10 protein-coding genes and 1 pseudogene are annotated in these 15795 nt (G+C 67.5%); 4 read left to right on the top strand and 7 right to left on the bottom strand.

The window, feature by feature from the left end:
• The 5 genes from KPB06_RS32340 to KPB06_RS32320 form a co-directional block, all read right to left on the bottom strand.
• A partial coding sequence (locus tag KPB06_RS32340; RefSeq protein WP_275920566.1) for an ESPR-type extended signal peptide-containing protein occupies window positions 1-2297 on the bottom strand: 2297 nt, incomplete at its 3' end.
• 964 nt (window positions 2298-3261) lie between these two features.
• Window positions 3262-4164 carry a hypothetical protein gene (locus KPB06_RS32335; RefSeq protein ID WP_059575437.1) on the bottom strand — a complete coding sequence of 301 codons (903 nt, stop codon included), beginning with the start codon at window positions 4162-4164 and terminating at the stop codon, window positions 3262-3264.
• 95 nt (window positions 4165-4259) lie between these two features.
• A complete protein-coding gene (locus KPB06_RS32330; RefSeq protein WP_006480563.1) occupies window positions 4260-4478 on the bottom strand; it encodes a hypothetical protein in 219 nt (72 codons plus the stop codon).
• Window positions 4479-4710: 232 nt separating this feature from the next.
• Window positions 4711-5361: an NADPH-dependent FMN reductase gene (locus tag KPB06_RS32325; protein ID WP_060968372.1), complete on the bottom strand. Its 651-nt coding sequence runs from the start codon at window positions 5359-5361 to the stop codon at window positions 4711-4713.
• A gap of 310 nt (window positions 5362-5671) precedes the next feature.
• The gene (locus KPB06_RS32320; RefSeq protein WP_059575435.1) at window positions 5672-5977 is read right to left on the bottom strand and encodes an NIPSNAP family protein; all 306 of its coding nucleotides are present in this window, start codon (window positions 5975-5977) and stop codon (window positions 5672-5674) included.
• Between the two features lie 279 nt (window positions 5978-6256).
• Here KPB06_RS32320 and KPB06_RS32315 point away from each other — a divergent pair, with 279 nt between their 5' ends.
• Window positions 6257-7045, top strand: coding sequence for a GNAT family N-acetyltransferase (locus KPB06_RS32315; protein ID WP_059575432.1), 789 nt, complete (start codon window positions 6257-6259; stop codon window positions 7043-7045).
• Between the two features lie 165 nt (window positions 7046-7210).
• Here KPB06_RS32315 and KPB06_RS32310 read toward each other — a convergent pair whose 3' ends face one another.
• Window positions 7211-8566: a DUF3999 domain-containing protein gene (locus tag KPB06_RS32310; RefSeq protein WP_059575430.1), complete on the bottom strand. Its 1356-nt coding sequence runs from the start codon at window positions 8564-8566 to the stop codon at window positions 7211-7213.
• The gene (locus KPB06_RS32305) at window positions 8563-11940 is read right to left on the bottom strand and encodes a DUF2339 domain-containing protein (protein ID WP_104012522.1); all 3378 of its coding nucleotides are present in this window, start codon (window positions 11938-11940) and stop codon (window positions 8563-8565) included. Before KPB06_RS32305 ends, KPB06_RS32310 begins: the two co-directional genes overlap by 4 nt.
• A gap of 329 nt (window positions 11941-12269) precedes the next feature.
• Between KPB06_RS32305 and KPB06_RS32300 the strand changes: the two are divergent.
• The 3 genes and pseudogenes from KPB06_RS32300 to KPB06_RS32290 form a co-directional block, all read left to right on the top strand.
• Window positions 12270-13716 (top strand): annotated as a pseudogene (locus KPB06_RS32300) (quaternary amine ABC transporter ATP-binding protein); the annotation flags it as partial.
• Window positions 13709-14605 carry a choline ABC transporter permease subunit gene (gene choW, locus KPB06_RS32295; protein WP_059575424.1) on the top strand — a complete coding sequence of 299 codons (897 nt, stop codon included), beginning with the start codon at window positions 13709-13711 and terminating at the stop codon, window positions 14603-14605. The pseudogene KPB06_RS32300 and the gene choW, both read left to right, overlap by 8 nt.
• A 107-nt stretch (window positions 14606-14712) precedes the next feature.
• Window positions 14713-15711: a GlxA family transcriptional regulator gene (locus KPB06_RS32290; RefSeq protein WP_059575422.1), complete on the top strand. Its 999-nt coding sequence runs from the start codon at window positions 14713-14715 to the stop codon at window positions 15709-15711.
• Window positions 15712-15795 lie beyond the last annotated feature (84 nt).

Here is a 15795-nt window from a genome sequence, read left to right as displayed (position 1 = left end):
CCGGTGGACAGCGAGTTGATGCCGGTCGAAGTCGAGGTTGACAGCGAGGTGATCGAGCTGTTGGCCGACGAGAGGCCCGTCGACGTGGAGGACGAAAGCGACGTAACCGAGCTGTTAGCTGTACTAAGGCCGGTAGACAGCGAATTGATGCCGGTCGAAGTCGAGGTTGACAGCGAGGTGATCGAGCTGTTGGCCGACGAGAGGCCCGTCGACGTGGAGGTCGACAGCGACGTCACAGAGCTGTTAGCCGAGCTGAGGCCAGTGGACAGCGAGTTGATGCCGGTCGAAGTCGAGGTCGACAGGGAACCGATCGAGCTGTTGGCCGACGACAGGCCCGTCGACGTGGAAGTCGAAAGCGACGTAACCGAGCTGTTTGCCGAGCTGAGGCCGGTGGACAGCGAATTGATACCTGTCGAAGTCGACGTCGACAACGAGGTGATCGAGCTGTTGGCCGACGAGAGGCCCGTCGACGTGGAGGTCGACAGCGACGTCACAGAGCTGTTCGCCGAGCTGAGGCCAGTGGACAGCGAGTTGATGCCGGTCGAAGTCGAGGTCGACAGGGAACCGATCGAGCTGTTGGCCGACGACAGGCCCGTCGAAGTCGAGGTCGACAGGGAACCGATCGAGCTGTTGGCCGACGACAGGCCCGTCGACGTGGAAGTCGAAAGCGACGTAACCGAGCTGTTAGCCGAGCTGAGGCCAGTGGACAGCGAATTGATGCTGGTCGAAGTCGAGGTCGACAGCGAGGTGATCGAGCTGTTGGCCGACGAGAGGCCGGTCGACGTGGACGACGAAAGCGACGTAACAGCGCTGTTAGCTGAACTAAGGCCCGTGGACAGCGAGTTGATGCCCGTCGAAGTCGAGGTCGACAGCGAAGTGATCGCGCTATTCGCCGACGAAAGACCGGTCGACGCCGACGTCGACAGGCTGCCGATTGCGCTCGTCGTCGTGCTCATGCCGGTGCTGAGCTGGGCGACGGTGACGGCGTCCTGCGGCGCCGAGCCGTCCGCGACGTTCGTGATGCGGCGCAGGGCCGTCGAGCTGCCGACCGAAACTTCCGACAGAGGCGCGGCGCTGCCCGTCAGATAACCCGTGCCCGTCGGCGCTGCGGCGCCCGTCACGCTTCCGGTGCCGAGCGCGACGCTGGATGCGTATCTGGCCGTGCTGCTTGCGCCGAGCGCCATCGCACCGGTGCCCGAGGCCGTCGCGCCGGTGCCGAATGTCGTGGCGTTCGTGCCGGATGCCGTTGCGCCGACGCCGATTACCTGTGCGCCGGTTCCGGTGGCGAGCGTGCCATTGTTGCCGATGGCGATCGAGTTCGTGCCGTTGGCGGTAGTTTGGGCGCCGATCGCCGTCGAATCCTGACCCGTAGCCGATGCACTCGTGCCGATGGCGAGCGAATCGCCGGAACCCGTCGGAGACGTTGCTACAGCACCGGCCCCGATCGCGATCGTGGAACCCGACGTAGCGTTGCCCGCGTTCGCGCCGCTGCCGATCGCGATGCCGCCGCCCGTGCCAGCGTTCGCACCGGCCGTCGCCGATTGACCCAATGCAACCGCGGAGCCGCTTGCCGTGGCGCCGTCGCCCTGCGCGATGCCATACGCACCGTTGACGGTCGCACCGCGGCCGAGCGCGATACCCGACGTGGCGGTCGATGCGACGGACGACTGCCCGCCGATCGCGATGCCGTCCGCCGCGGCCGACTGCGCGCCCTTCGTTGCGTTGCTGCCGATGGCGACTGCGCCCGCGCCCGAAGCGATGGTCGAGTTCGCCTGCGACAGCGGCGTCGTTCCGTTGCCGCCCGCGCCGCCGATCGCGACGGAGTTCAGTGCGTTCGCAGTCGAGCCGAAGCCGAGTGCGGTCGCGCCGGCACCGCTGGCGGTGGTTTCGAGGCCGGCAGCGACGCCCCACAGACCCGCCGACGACTGTATGCCGGTGGCGACCGCGCCGTTGCCGGTCGCCTGTGCGAATGCGCCATATACCGTGACACCGGTCCAGCCGTTGCCGTTGGAGTTACACCCGGCTACGACCGAATACGTTCCGGAACCGTCGCCGGCCTGGTTTTGCGTGCCGCCGGGGTTGACGCGGCCGACCGCGCCGCTGCTTCCCGTCAGGCAGGTTTGCTGTGTGTTGAGCGTATTGGCTTCGGCCAATTCGGGCAGGCTGATCGCCAGCGCCGCGACTGCTGCCACCACGACGGCCGACTTGTTCGGCTTGCCCCGTGCCGAATCGATTTCCGATGCCGCGACCCAGGCGCCAAGAGCTTCGTTCCAGATCGAGCGGTATGTGCGGTTCATGTCCTACTACCTCCAAATGTGCACGCCACACACCGGTCTCTTTTGTTAGAGGATTGCTCCGTGCGCTCGCGCGAATCTCAAAATTGATGGGCGGAGTTTATTGGAGGTGCATTTTTAAGATTGACAAACAGTGATAAATGAAGTGTTTTTAAAGTTAAAGAATGGTTAATGCGACGTGTTTTGATGCGGGAAGTGCGAATGAATTTGAAAGATTCAAGAATGCTTGAAGTATGGTTTGAATTCTTCCGCGGAGATGGCTATTTTCTCTTAAAAATCAAATAGTTGTTGTTGTTTTGTGCGGTAGATGACACACTGGACGGACTTAAAAGTAAGACAAATGAAATAGCAAACGTTTGCGCGGCACCACATTCTTTCATGTTTGTAATGTTATGGGGATTGCGATGAGATAACGCTTTTGTCGAATTATTAACGTGTTAATAATTTGGCTTATATTGAATTTTTTTGTTTGCGTATGGGGATTATCTGATGGCCCAATTAATCGGATTCGAAGTGTATTTGATTGTGCTGATGTGCGCATTCCGCCCGGCGCTGGGGCCCGTGTGACGGGCGCTCCGGGCCGCCTGGCCGTCGAAGTTGTAAAAAATTGCTACAGAGCGCCCAAATGAAACACTCCGCGTCGATTTATCGGATTTGTCCTATTGACGATCGCATTGATATCGCTGTTAGGGCGGAATCGGCGCATATGCCGGAAGTCGAGCAGGTGGGCTCGTGGCGGGTGTTTGGCGTGGTGTCGACGGGGCGCCAACGCCCACGGGTCGGCGTCGCGTCGGAGGGGGGGCGAAATGTCAGGCTCGAGAGCCGCAATTTGTCCGCCACGCCGCCGCCGCCTCGGCGTGGCGAATAAAAAGAGGGGGGATCGAATGTATCGGGCGCGCCACATTCGGCCCACGAGCGTGGGCCGAATGGGCCAGCCTGCCGCATGACCCGCGGCAAACTTCCGGCTTTACTTCTTCAGAAACCGCAGCGCGAACCGCGCCATCCGAGGCACGAACATCGGGCGCAGCAGGCGCTTGTCGTAACCGGCCATCCGCCGGTCGTTTTCCACGAGACACAGCTCGATCAGCTCGCGTGGGTTCAGCGCATCGCCGATGTCGGCGGTGCCCGTCGCCGGAAAATTCGCGTCACGCGCGGCGCCGTCGGCATCGATGCCGCGCGCGATGCTCATGCGGTCGCGGATCAGCTGCACCCACACGGCTGCGACGCGTGCGAAGAACCACGGCCGGCGCCACCACGGCATCGTGCGCCAGTACCATGCGTACCAGTTGACGAAGAACAGGATGTGGCGGCCTTCTTCCTGGATCACGGGCTCGAAAGTCTCGACCAGTTCGGGCGGGAAATAGCCGGAGCGCTGCGCGGAGCGGAACAGGCCGAACGCGAAAAAGCTGTCGATGCACTCGCTGAAGCCCGTCATCATCCACGACCATTCGGGATCTTTCGGCGCGGGGTAGGCCGGCTCGGGCGCGAGCCGGATGCCGTACGCCTCGACGAGCTTCGACAGCACGACCTTGTGGCGGGCTTCCTCGCCGCCGTCCATCTCGAGCGCGCGGCGCAGCAGCGGATCGTCGACCGTCGCGGCGTAGGTCGCCACGCGGATCGACGCGCGGCCTTCGGTTTGCACCGCGATGTCCCAGATCGGCAGCGACGTGAGCCGCCTGAGCTCGGCCGGCTGGAGCGCCGGCCAGTCGATCACGGCCGGCTTGTACGGGTTGTGTGTGTCGAGCAGCATCCGACAGAACATCTGCTTGTGCGCATCGGAACCGATCCGGACCGGGCCTTGGGCCTCGAAGGTCCAGTTGCGCATTGCGTGATCTGCGGCTGCATGCTCTTCCTGCAGCGTGTCGGTCATGGCTATTGTTATGCGATTACGGATCGAAAGATTCTTGCACAGCTTCCGTCATCGCGTATTTTCGAGCGGCCATGTGCACGCCGGCCCCGCGCACGTCACGCGTTCGTGTCGACCCAGAGGCGGCCCCAGCGCGATGCGTACGCGAGGGCGTGCTCTTCCTCGAAGAAGAAATCGATTGCGTCGAACGACACGGAGCGCGGCGACGGGCCGCCGCTCGCGCGTTCGATCGTCAGGTTGGCGGCGAACAGCCCGTTCGGCAACCGGGCGGCAGCGGGAGCGACTTCGTAGCCCTTGTAGCGGATCGTACGGTTCATGGCATGCGCGGAAAAAGTTCGGACTTTCAGCGTACGCAAACCCGCCGGTCGGGTGAACCAATCTTTCGGCCAATGCAAATGACGCGGCGGGCTGAATCGTTATCGGGGCGGGACGCGGAACGGTGTTGTCGGGAGCCGGGACGACGCGCCCGCATGTCGCACGCGTCGGAAGACGCGCCGCGCGCCCTCGTCGAATCCTGTCGATCGAGGGCGCGCGGCGGAATGCGGGGGGTTACTGGTTGGCGACCTTCAGCACGGGGGCGAGCGCATCGACCGACGCCGCGTGCGAGGCCGCCCGATGCGACGCGAACGCGAGCGCGAATTCGGCCGCTTGCGCGCCGACCGTCTCGAGTTGCGCGACGACCTTCGGATCCGAGCAGCTGTCGGCGCTGTCGAAACGCGTTTCCAGCGTGTTGACGGTGGCGCCGAACGGCGTCGGCCAGCCGCGCAGCGCATGGACGATCGAGCGCAGCGACGTCAGCACGGTGCCGGCCGCCTGCCAGCCGTAGGCGGTGACGATCAGGCCGACCGCGCGGCCGTCGAGATACGGGCGTTCGTCCGCGCGCAGCTCCTCGAGCGTGTCGAGTGCGTTCTTCACGAGGCCGGACACGCCGCCGTGATAGCCGGGCGTCGCGATGATGATCGCGTCGGCCTGGCGCACCGCGTCGATCAGCTCGCGCTGCGCGTCGGTCAGCGTTTTGTGTTCGGGGGCGTAGTGCGGCAGCGTGTGCAGGAACGGGCCGTCGAACAGGCGCGTACGCGCGCCGGCGGCCTGCGCGCCGCGCAGGGCGAATGACAGCGCGCGTTCGGTGGACGACGCGGCCCGGGTGGTACCGCCGATGCCGACGACGAACGGGCGGCGGTGTTGATCGAATGCAGTCAAGGGGCGCTCCTGGGAGTGGCTTGCCCGGCTAAGCACAGGCTTAAAACCAGATGGTAACGACCGCGTCGCCACTCTGAAAACGACTTTTCGTTCTATCGATATGCCGCGCGCCGGGGCAATCGTGTGCGCGGCCGCGCAGATCGATAGCAGAAATGCTTGGTTGGGACGGTGCACCACGGTCGATAAGATGGGTGCGTCTCCTCCATGATGTCTCTACTGACATGGGTTGGCCCCGCCACGCGGATGCGGCGGGGCTTTTTTTCGTCCTCGGCCGGAAAACGGGGCCCGATGCGTGCCGCGGCGTGGCCCGTTACGCGAACACCGGCCGGAAGAAGCTGCGCTCGTAGCTGACGATGCAACGCGTGTCCTCCGCGTAGCGGAACGCGGCCTGGCAGGCCGGATCGTCCTTCGAGCGTTCGCGGTAGCGCTCGTAGTCGGCGAGGCTCGGGAACGAGAACATTGCCAGCGCGATGTTGCTCGCGCCTTCGGATGGCAGGAAATAGCCATGATGCGTGCCGCCGAACCGTTCGACGAGCGGAATCCACATCTTGCCGTAGGTCTCGAATTCGACGAGTTTGTACGGGTCGACGACGTAGCGAAGGAAGCAGGTGATCATGGGCGCTCGCGATGCAGTGGCGGAGCCGCGAGTCTGGAGCGCGGGGCGGCACGTGTCAACGGCGTGCACGCGGGCGTCGGTTTCATTGCTTGATGCGTTGCTTGCGCGAGCAACGATCGGCACTTCGATGTGTTCGCCATGACGTGCGCACAGCGTCGAAATACACCGTACTCGCCACCTCCGCCAGCCGCGCTACCCGTGGATTTTTACGACATTTTTTCTTGCGACGGCGACCGGCGCGCTCCTAGACTTCGGGCATCTTCACCACGGAGCATGGCCATGTCGATACCCTGGAACGCGATCGCCGAACCCACCGCCGCCGCGCCGCTTTCCGCAGGCGCCGATCGGGTGATCGTCCGGCGCTTCGATCCGGCAATCGACAGCTACGCACAACTCACGCCGATGCTGCACCGTGCGTTCGCGCGGCTCGGTGCGATGGGGCTCAACTGCACGTGCGTCGATCAGGACGAAGATGTCACGCGCCGCCGCGCGGAAGCAGGCGAATGCTACGTCGCCGTGTGCGGCGGGCGCGTCGTCGGCACGGCCACGCTGTACGCGACCGATCCGTCGTCGGCCTGTTCGCTATACCGCCGTGAAGGCGTCGCGAGCGTGCGCCAGCTGGCGGTGGACCCGGCTTGCCAGAGCCGCGGGATCGGCGCGTTGCTGCTGTCGTTCGCCGAGCAGTGGGCCGCGTCGCGCGGCTATGCGCTGCTCGCGCTGGATACGCCGCATCCCGCCGCGCACCTGCTGGCGTTCTACGGCGCGCAGGGCTTCGAGTTGGTCGACGTGATGCGCTTCGCCGGCAAGCGCTACGACAGTGCGATCCTGTGCAAGCGGCCCGTTGCATGCCCCGTGCGCCGGGTGTCGTCGGCGTCGCGGCTGGCTGCGCGTGTGGCGGCCGTGCGGCGTGTCCTGCATGCGTGGGCGCCGCGCATTGTCGTGTTGGCCCGGCGCGAGGCGGGTTTGCGTCGCGCCGGACGTTTCGCGGCGCGCCGCGCGGCCGGTGCGGCCAGTTGCTGGTCGTCGCCGTGGCGGCCGCGTCAGCACGGCCGCGTCGTGGCCCGATAGCGGCGGGCGGACTCCGGTTCGTGCCGTTCGCCCGTCGCGTGGGCTTCACGCGAGGACGGGACGCGGGCCGCTCGATCAATCGGCGCAATCACCCGTTCCGATGGCCAGGAGAACGAACCGGCTCGACGAACGGCGCGCCAAGCGGCACGCAACTGCTTGCGTACGTCACTCGTCGCGGCCGCGGGCGTCGCCGCCGCCTTTCGCAAGGCGCCACGCGATCGTGCCGAGCATGCCGACCGCCACCACCAGCGCGCCCCACAGCACGTAGCGGCGCGCGGCGTCCGTGTCGGCGGCGGCCACCGGCGCGACCGCCGACGCCGGCAGCGCCGCGCCGACGCGCGCGGGCCGTACTTCGGGCGCCATGCCGACCAGCAGTGCGTCGCGGCTCACGGCCGACGACCCGAGCGACGCGTCGCCGACGCCGAGCGTAAACGGCGGCGCGCCGCGCGCGACGAAGGTCAGCGCGGCCGGATGCCAGCCGATCGCGACGGCCGGCTGCCCGCCGCCGAGCCCGCCGTTGCGCATGTCGACGACGATTCGCCATGTGCGGTCCGTATTCGCGACGAACTCGAGCGGCGGATTGCGCTGCTCGCCGCCCTTGCCCTGCAGCCGGAACAGCACGGCGCCCGCGACGTCGCGCCACGGCGCCTGTGCGTCGGCACGGCTTTGCAGCGCCGCGCGTGCAACAGTGTTCGGTTGCGGCAGGCCGATGCGCACGCGGTCGACCGGATACGCGCCATCGGTGTCGAACAGATACTCGCCCGGCGCACGGCCGGCGCGTACCCGCACGGCGTCGCGCCACTGACGCGGCGCGGATGCCGTATCGGCGCCGCGAGCGTCGCGCGGATGCGTCTCGACGTCGATCGACGCGATCGCAGGCGCGTCGTCGAGCCAGTCCAGCCGCAGGTAGCGCGGCGCGGCGCCGTCGAGCGCGATGCGCTCCTGCACCAGCATGTCGCTGCCGCGGCCGACCTTCAGCAACTGCGTGCTGCCGAGCGGCCGCCAACTGCGCAGGTCGTCGCTGGCTTCGACGGACACACGCCCCTGGTAGCTGTCGTCGCTCACGTGCACGAGCAGCGCATCGATGCTGCCGTCGGTATGCGACAGGTCGACGAGGTCCGCGCCGTGCGTGGTGCGCGAAGGCGTCGCGACGGCCGCGCGCAGCGCGCCGTCCGGGCCGACCGTCACGCCGAGCGGCGCGTTGCCGTTCCCGGCGCGGGCGGGCGGCAGCGGGAACCAGTGCACCGGCGTGCGGGACGGCGGCACGGCAGGCGCGGCGGCGGGCGCGTCGAGCGAGTACGGCACTGGCTCGCCCGCGCCGTTGAAGATGCGCACGTCGCCGAGATCGTCGCGCCGGCTCGCCGCATACACGGGCTGCGGCACGGTGAGCTGGTAGTACGCGGCGCTGCCGTCGAGGTCGAGCGCGAAGCGCTGCGCGACGCGGGCTGCATTCGGGGCATCGCCGGCCGCCGCGAACGACGCGAACAGGCTCAGCCCGAGCAGGGCGGCGAATCGTTTCATGGCCGGCCGTCCTGTTGCGCGGCTGCCTTCGGCGGCAGCGGCGAGAAATAGCCGATCAACAGCAGCAGCACGCCGATGCCGATGAACGACACGATGCGCTCGATGCCGGTGACATGCGACAGGTCGAACAGGAACAGCTTGACGACCGTGAGCGCGAGCAGCGCGGCGCCGACGAACCACAGCGGCCGCAACCCGCGGCGCGTGGCCCAGATCGCGATCGCGAGCGCGCAGACCGTCCAGTACACGGATACCGACGCCTGCACGAGCGTCGATTCGGCCATCGCGCGGAATTCATACGGCACGCCGGCCCAGTGATGCAGCGTGCGCAGCAGGATCGCGTTCAGCCACAGGAAGCCGGTCGCGCCGGCCGCACCCAGCAGCTCGACGCGGTACCTGCCGAACGACCAGCCGAGCTTGCGCGCGCGCACGAACCACGACGCGGCGAGCGCGTAGACGACCGCGAGCACGAGATCGAGCGGATTGAACAGCGGCACGCGCGCCCAGCTTCCGCCGTCCTGCGTGAAGTTCGCGTAGAACGTCCACGCCCACATCACGACGATCAGCGGCAGCGACGCGAACGCGCAGAGACGGGCGATGCCGTCGCGGCGTGTGAGCCACATCCCGGCGAACGCGAACAGGCTCCAGCCGACCATGAACACCTGCTGGACGCCGAACGACGAGACCACGGTGTCGATGTCGTAGCCCAGGTGGAAGCGGTGATGCAGCGTGCGCAGCATCAGCGCGTTGAACCACAGGAACACGGTCGCGATCGCCGCATAGTCGACGACGCGCGGATGCCACGCGATGCCGAGCGTTTTCAGGCGGCGCAGCCACGCGGCGAAGGCGACGAACACGAGACCCTGCGCGACGTCGAGCGGATTGAGCAGCGGCACCCAGAAGAGCGGCGCTGCGTCGCCGTCGCTGACCGTGCTGGCGAGGCTCCACAGCCACAGCAGCGCGGCGAGCGGCGCGGCCCCCCACACCTGATACGCGCGCGGGAACGCCGCGACGGGCCAGCGCAGGCGCGAGCCGGGGCCCGACACGAGCAGGAGCAGCGCGCCGAATCCGTATGCCCATGCGCTCCAGCTCCACGCGCCTTCGGGGACGAACGCGTGCAGGCGCCAGAAGCCTTCGAGCGAGAGCAGCCCGCACAGGGTCCAGAACGTCAGCGTATGCAGCGGCGCGAGGATGCCTGCTGCAACGGCCGGCGCCGCGTCGTTCGCGGCAGCGGCGCGGCCCGTGTCGCGCGACTGGCGCCACAGCAGCGCGAGCCCCGCACCGGCGGCCACCGGCCACGCGAACGCACCCATGCCCGACAGCGGCGCTTCGTGCGCATCGAACGCGCGCAGCGCGAGCAGCGCCAGCACCGGCGTGAGCGCGAGCGCGGGCCATTCGGCGAGCGGCCATGCGAGCCGGTGGCGCGTGGCGTGCGCGAGCCACGCGGTACCGGCCGCGAACAGTGCGGTCGTATCGACGACGAAGCGATCGGCATGCAGGTCGACGTGGCGGCTTGCATGGACCAGGATCTCGTGCAGCCCGCCGCTGACCCACCACAGCAGCCCCCACGCAGCGGCCGCGACGCCGATCTCGGGCATCCATGCGTGCCATGCGCGCGCTTCGCCGCGCCCGTGCAGCCACCAGCCGGTGAACAGGCCGGCGAGCGCGATCAGCAGCATCGCGATGGTCGGGCCGTTGAGCACCGGCAGCGCGGTCGCGTCGGCCGGCGCGAGCAGGCTCGTGAAGAACGCGCCTGCCGCGGCGAGCTGCATCAGCAGCCCGAAGCCGAATGCGAGCAGGCGCTTCTGGCGCACGCCGAGCCACACGACGGCCGCGCCTTCGATGGCCCACGCGGCGCTGGTCGTCGGCCCCGAGAACGCGAGCGGCACCGCGAGCGTCGCGAAGATGACCGCGAGCGCGAGCATCGATTCGAACAGCAGCCCGAGGCGGTCGCGGCGCCGCGCGAGCCATGCGGCGACCGCGACGTAGAACGCCGACAGCGCGACCGCGCTCCACGCGAGCGCGAACGGCATGCCTTTCACGAGCGACGCCTGCAGCGCGGTCGCGACGATCGGCGTGCCGAACACGAGCGTGCCGTCCACGTAGTGCCGCAGCGCGAGTTCGCGTTTCACCGCATACAGCAGCGCGATACCGACATACATCAGGAAGAACAGGACGAGGAACGGCTCGGTGCTCGCGAACAGCGCGGGGCGATAGGCCGTCACGCCCCACGCGGAACCGATCGTGAACGTGAACACGAAGCCGAGCAGGTTCAGCGGGCGCCAGGCCTTGAACCACGCGATCGCGAAAATGCCCGCGTTCAGCAGTGCGTAGTAGCTGAACAGCGCGACATGGTTGCCCTGGCCGGTCGACAGCAGGATCGGTGCGAGGAAGCCGCCCGCGCTGCCCATGAACGCGAGCGGCAGCGCGTTCTGCCGCACCGCGAGGAACGCGCTCAGCGCGCAGATCGCGACCATCAGCGGGAACGCGGCGCCGACGGGCAGCAGCGCATAAAGCTTGGTCGCGGCGAAGATCGTCAGGTACAGGATGCCGACGCCGCCGCCTTGCAGCACGAGACCGTATGCGGCGCGGCGCGCTCGCACGCGCCAGCCGATCGCGAGCAGCGCGGCCGCGGCGAGCGCCGTGCCCGCGAGGCGGAATTCGATCGGCAGCATGTCGTTGTCGGCCGCGTACTTGAGCAGGAACGCGACGCCGAAGAACAGCACGATGATCCCGACACGCACCACCGTGTTGCCGCCGAGCAGCCAGTCGCGTGCGGCGCCGAACGCGCGTTCGGCGAGGCCGGGTTCGCGCGGCGCAGGCGGTACGGGCGGGGCCGCGCGGCTCGCGGTGGCGGGCGCGCTGGCGGTGGTGTGGGCGTGAGCGGACGCCGTGGCGGTGCGTGCCGTGGTTGCCGGTGCGGGTGCCGCTGCGGGTGCCGGCGTCGAAGCCGATGCCGGTGTGTCGACCGGTGCGGCGGCAGATCGTTGGGCGGGCGTGGCCGGAACGTGGGCCGGTAGCGGCGCGGAGGCGCCGGCCGACGCCGTTTGCGCGAGGCCGCCGGAGGTCGCCGCGCCGGCCTTCGCGCCCGCCAGTTGCGCGCGCAGCGAATCGAGTTCGCGCGTGAGCGTGTCGACGGTGGCTTCGAGGCGCGCGACGCGATCGGCGAGCGGTAACGGGGTGGGAGGCGGCGCCGTGGAGATCGCGAATGAATCGGGCGCGGCGGGCGCGTGACGGAGCTTGCTTTGCCGCAGCGCGTGCCCGACGCAGAACCCGACGGCGGCCCCGAGCAGCGAGCCGCTTCCGGCCGAGAAATCCCCGATCAAGGCGGCGATGCCGCCCACGATGAAGCCGATTACGGCGAATGCCCAGTTCAACGCCTTGCTCCCTCTCACTATCGTTATCGTCCTTCGATCGCGGATCGCACCGGCTCGAGGCGGTTTCAGCACGGCCGGCAGGCGAACCGGCATGCGCGCGTCGTACGGCCGGGCCCTCGTGCGAAAGGCCCGCGACGGCGTCGCGATTGGCGTGTTTGCGGGGAATGTATCACAGCGCGCATGCTGCGATTTGCGGGGTTGACGCGGTATCGCGGCGTGCGCCGTCCGGTGTCGCCATCCGGCTTTCTGCACGGTCATGCTTTTTACTGACGAATGCAGTGCGCGTTTTCGTCTGAGCGAATCGACGCCTGAACGGACGTGAACTTGTCGCAAAACGACGCGTGCCCGATGCGCGCTGGCGCAAAACCTCATGTGATGCGCGCCGCGTTGCTGCGCACAAGTCCGGCGCGGAATGCCCGCCGTTGCGGGCCGTGCGCGTATTGCGCCGCCGCAATCGGCTGCGCGGCCCGCCGGGCGGGGCTGCGGGCCGTGTCGTATTTGCGCAAGCGTTTGTCGTAATTCGTCGGCAGGTCGGGGTTTTTTCTGGCAACTATGTAGGCACGCTATGACAAGCGCGAGTCCCCGCTACACGAGGAGAAGGTTTCGATGGATGCCCCCAAGGTTGTGGTCGAAGGTCTGTGCAAGGTGTTTGGAAGCAATCCCCAGCAGGCGCTCGACATGCTCGCCGCCGGCGCGACGAAGGACGATGTGCTCAAGCGCACCGGTCAGGTCGTCGGCGTGCACAACGTCTCCTTCGATGTGCAGGAAGGCGAAATTTTCGTGCTGATGGGCCTGTCCGGCTCCGGCAAGTCCACGCTGATCCGCCTCGTGAACCGGCTGGTCGATCCAAGCGCCGGCAAGGTGCTGATCGACGGGCTCGACGTCGCGTCGGCGCGCCGCTCGGCGCTGACCGCGCTGCGCCGCAAGGACATGAGCATGGTGTTCCAGTCGTTCGCGCTGATGCCGCATCGCACCGTCGTGTCGAATGCCGCGTTCGGCCTCGAAGTCGCGGGCATGGGCAAGAAGGAGCGCGAGCGCCGTGCGATGGAAGTGCTCGAGCAGGTCGGCCTCGCGCCGTTTTCACACAAGCTGCCGTCCGAGCTGTCGGGCGGCATGCAGCAGCGCGTCGGCCTCGCCCGCGCGCTCGCCGTGAACCCGTCGCTGATGATCATGGACGAGGCGTTCTCCGCACTCGATCCGCTCAAGCGCCGCGAAATGCAGGACGTGCTGCTGCAACTGCAGAAGGAGCAGCGCCGCACGATCATGTTCGTGTCGCACGATCTGGAGGAAGCGCTGCGCATCGGCAACCGCATCGCGATCATGGAAGGCGGCCGCCTCGTGCAGGTCGGCACGCCGCAGGACATCATCGCGAATCCGGCGGACGACTACGTGCGCGCGTTCTTCGACGGCATCGACACGAGCCGCTACCTCACCGCCGGCGACTTGATGCAGACGGGCGCCGTGCCGCTCGTGTCGAAGTGCGATGCCGCGAACGTCGCGGCGTCGCTGAACGGCAGCGCCGAATACGCGTTCGTGCTCGATGCCGCACGCAAGATTCGCGGCTTCGTCACGCGCGAGGCGCTCGGTCAGGACACGCCGTCGGTGCGGCCGATCGAAAGCATCCGGCGCGATGCGTCGCTCGAACATGTCGTCGCGCGCGTCGTCGCGAGCCCGAATGCATTGCCCGTCGTCGACGACGACGGCTGCTACTGCGGCTCGGTCGATCGTGCGCTCATCCTGAAGGCCATCACGCGTTCGCGAGGCTCCCATGTCTGAAATGATTCCGCTCGGTACCTGGGTCGACCAGTCCGTTCACTACCTGCTCGACCACGACGCGAAGACGTTCGACGCGATCGGTCAAGCGATCGAAGGGCTCGCCGCATTCGTCGAGCATGGCCTGCAGGCGATCCCGATGTGGCTGATGATGGCGATCTTCATCGGCGTCGGGCTGTGGCGGGTGGGCTGGCGCTTCGCGCTGTTCACGACCGCGTCGCTGCTGCTGATCTTCGCGACGGGCTTCTGGGACCAGACGGTCATCACGCTCGGCCTCACGCTGTCGTCGACGATCATCAGCCTCGTGCTCGGCATCCCGCTCGGGATCTGGGCCGCGAAGAGCAAGTGGGTGGCCGCGATCGTGCGTCCGATCCTCGACCTGATGCAGACGATGCCGGCCTTCGTCTACCTGATTCCGGCCGCGATGCTGTTCGGTCTCGGCCGCGTGCCGGGGATCCTGTCGACGGTGATCTTCGCGATGCCGCCGGCCGTGCGCCTCACGAGCCTCGGCATCCGCCACGTGAACCGCGAGATCGTCGAAGCCGGTCAGGCATTCGGCTGCACGCCGTGGCAACTGCTGTACAAGGTGCAGTTCCCGAACGCGCTGCCGTCGATCATGCAGGGTGTGAACCAGACGATCATGATGGCGCTGTCGATGGTGATCATCGCGTCGATGGTCGGCGCGGGCGGCCTCGGCAACGACGTGCTCGCGAGTATCCAGCGCCTCGACATCGGTCTCGGCTTCGAAAGCGGTCTGTCGGTCGTGCTGCTCGCGATCATTCTCGACCGCATCACCGAGAGCTTCGGCCGCGCGCCGGGCACTGCGAAGGCGCCGCTGTTCTCGGGCCTCAAGCAGCTCTTTCGGGTGAAGGCTTCGCCCGCGCAGGCCTGATCTCCGGCGGCCGGCAACGCGCCGGCCGCTCACCCTGAATGGATAACGGCTCCCGCGGCTTCGGCCGCGGGGCTGGCTCCCCGCAACCTCCTCGCCAGGAGACCGATGTGACGTCCGCCGTCGCTGTCGCGCCCGCCGCCTGCGTTTCACCGGTTTCGTCCCTCGCCCATTTCGGCTTTCTGACGCTGCCGAACTTCTCGATGATCGCGTTCTCGAGCGCGGTCGAAGTGCTTCGGATGGCGAACTACGTCGGGCGGGCGGATCACTACAAGTGGTCGATCTACTCGCTCGACGGCGCCCCCGCGCATGCCAGCAACGGCATCGCGGTGCGGCCCACGCAGGCGCTCGACTACGACAACCTGCCCGACGTGATGATCGTGTGCGGCGGCATCCGCATCCGCGACGTGGTCGACGACGGCGCGCGAGATACGCTCACGGCACTCGCCGAACGCGGGCTGCCGCTCGGCGGAATCTGCACGGGTGCGTACGCGCTGATGTCGAGCGGGCTGCTCGACGGCTATCGCTGCACCGTGCACTGGGAGAACCTGTCCGCGCTGCATTCCGAATTCCCGCAGGTGGGTTTCGCCGACGAGTTGTTCGTCGTCGATCGCGACCGCCTGACCTGCACCGGCGGCACCGCGCCGCTCGACCTGATGCTGAACCTCGTCGGCATGCGGTTCGGCCAGCAACTGGCCGCGCAGGTCTCCGAGCAGTTCATCCTCGAGCGCATCCGCAGCTCGACCGATACGCAGCCGATTCCCGTCGATGCGCGGGTCGGCTTCTCGCGTGCGGAGCTGATCGAGGTCGTGCGGCTGATGGAGGCGAACATCGAGGAGCCGCTGTCGCTCGAGGAGCTCGCGCGGCTCGTGCGGTTGTCGCAGCGGCATCTGCAGCGCATGTTCAAGGTGTACCTGAACGTGTCGCCGACCCACTATTACCTGACGCTGCGCCTGAAGCGCGCACGCGACCTGCTGCGCACGACCGATGCGTCGATCGCACGCGTGACGGCGGTCTGCGGCTTTCATTCGCCGTGTCATTTCAGCAAGGCATACCGCGCGCAGTTCGGCCATGCGCCGAGCTACGAGCGCCGGCTGCCGGGGCGCTGAGCCGGGGCAATCGGACGGTCCGCGACGTCGCCGGGATCGCGGCGCGCGGCTTCAACAAACGATCCCGCATTCAAGCAAACGACA

Source organism: Burkholderia semiarida (genome assembly GCF_029268935.1).
GTDB lineage: Bacteria > Pseudomonadota > Gammaproteobacteria > Burkholderiales > Burkholderiaceae > Burkholderia > Burkholderia semiarida.
Note: the sequence above shows the minus strand (reverse complement) of the source record. Positions and strands in the feature narration are given on the sequence as shown.

Coding starts and splice junctions, on each gene's coding strand:
- KPB06_RS32335 (WP_059575437.1), bottom strand. CDS start 4,164: ATGACCGACACGCTGCAGGAAGAGCATGCAGCCGCAGATCACGCAATG.
- KPB06_RS32330 (WP_006480563.1), bottom strand. CDS start 4,478: ATGAACCGTACGATCCGCTACAAGGGCTACGAAGTCGCTCCCGCTGCC.
- KPB06_RS32320 (WP_059575435.1), bottom strand. CDS start 5,977: ATGATCACCTGCTTCCTTCGCTACGTCGTCGACCCGTACAAACTCGTC.
- KPB06_RS32315 (WP_059575432.1), top strand. CDS start 6,257: ATGTCGATACCCTGGAACGCGATCGCCGAACCCACCGCCGCCGCGCCG.
- KPB06_RS32310 (WP_059575430.1), bottom strand. CDS start 8,566: ATGAAACGATTCGCCGCCCTGCTCGGGCTGAGCCTGTTCGCGTCGTTC.
- choW (WP_059575424.1), top strand. CDS start 13,709: ATGTCTGAAATGATTCCGCTCGGTACCTGGGTCGACCAGTCCGTTCAC.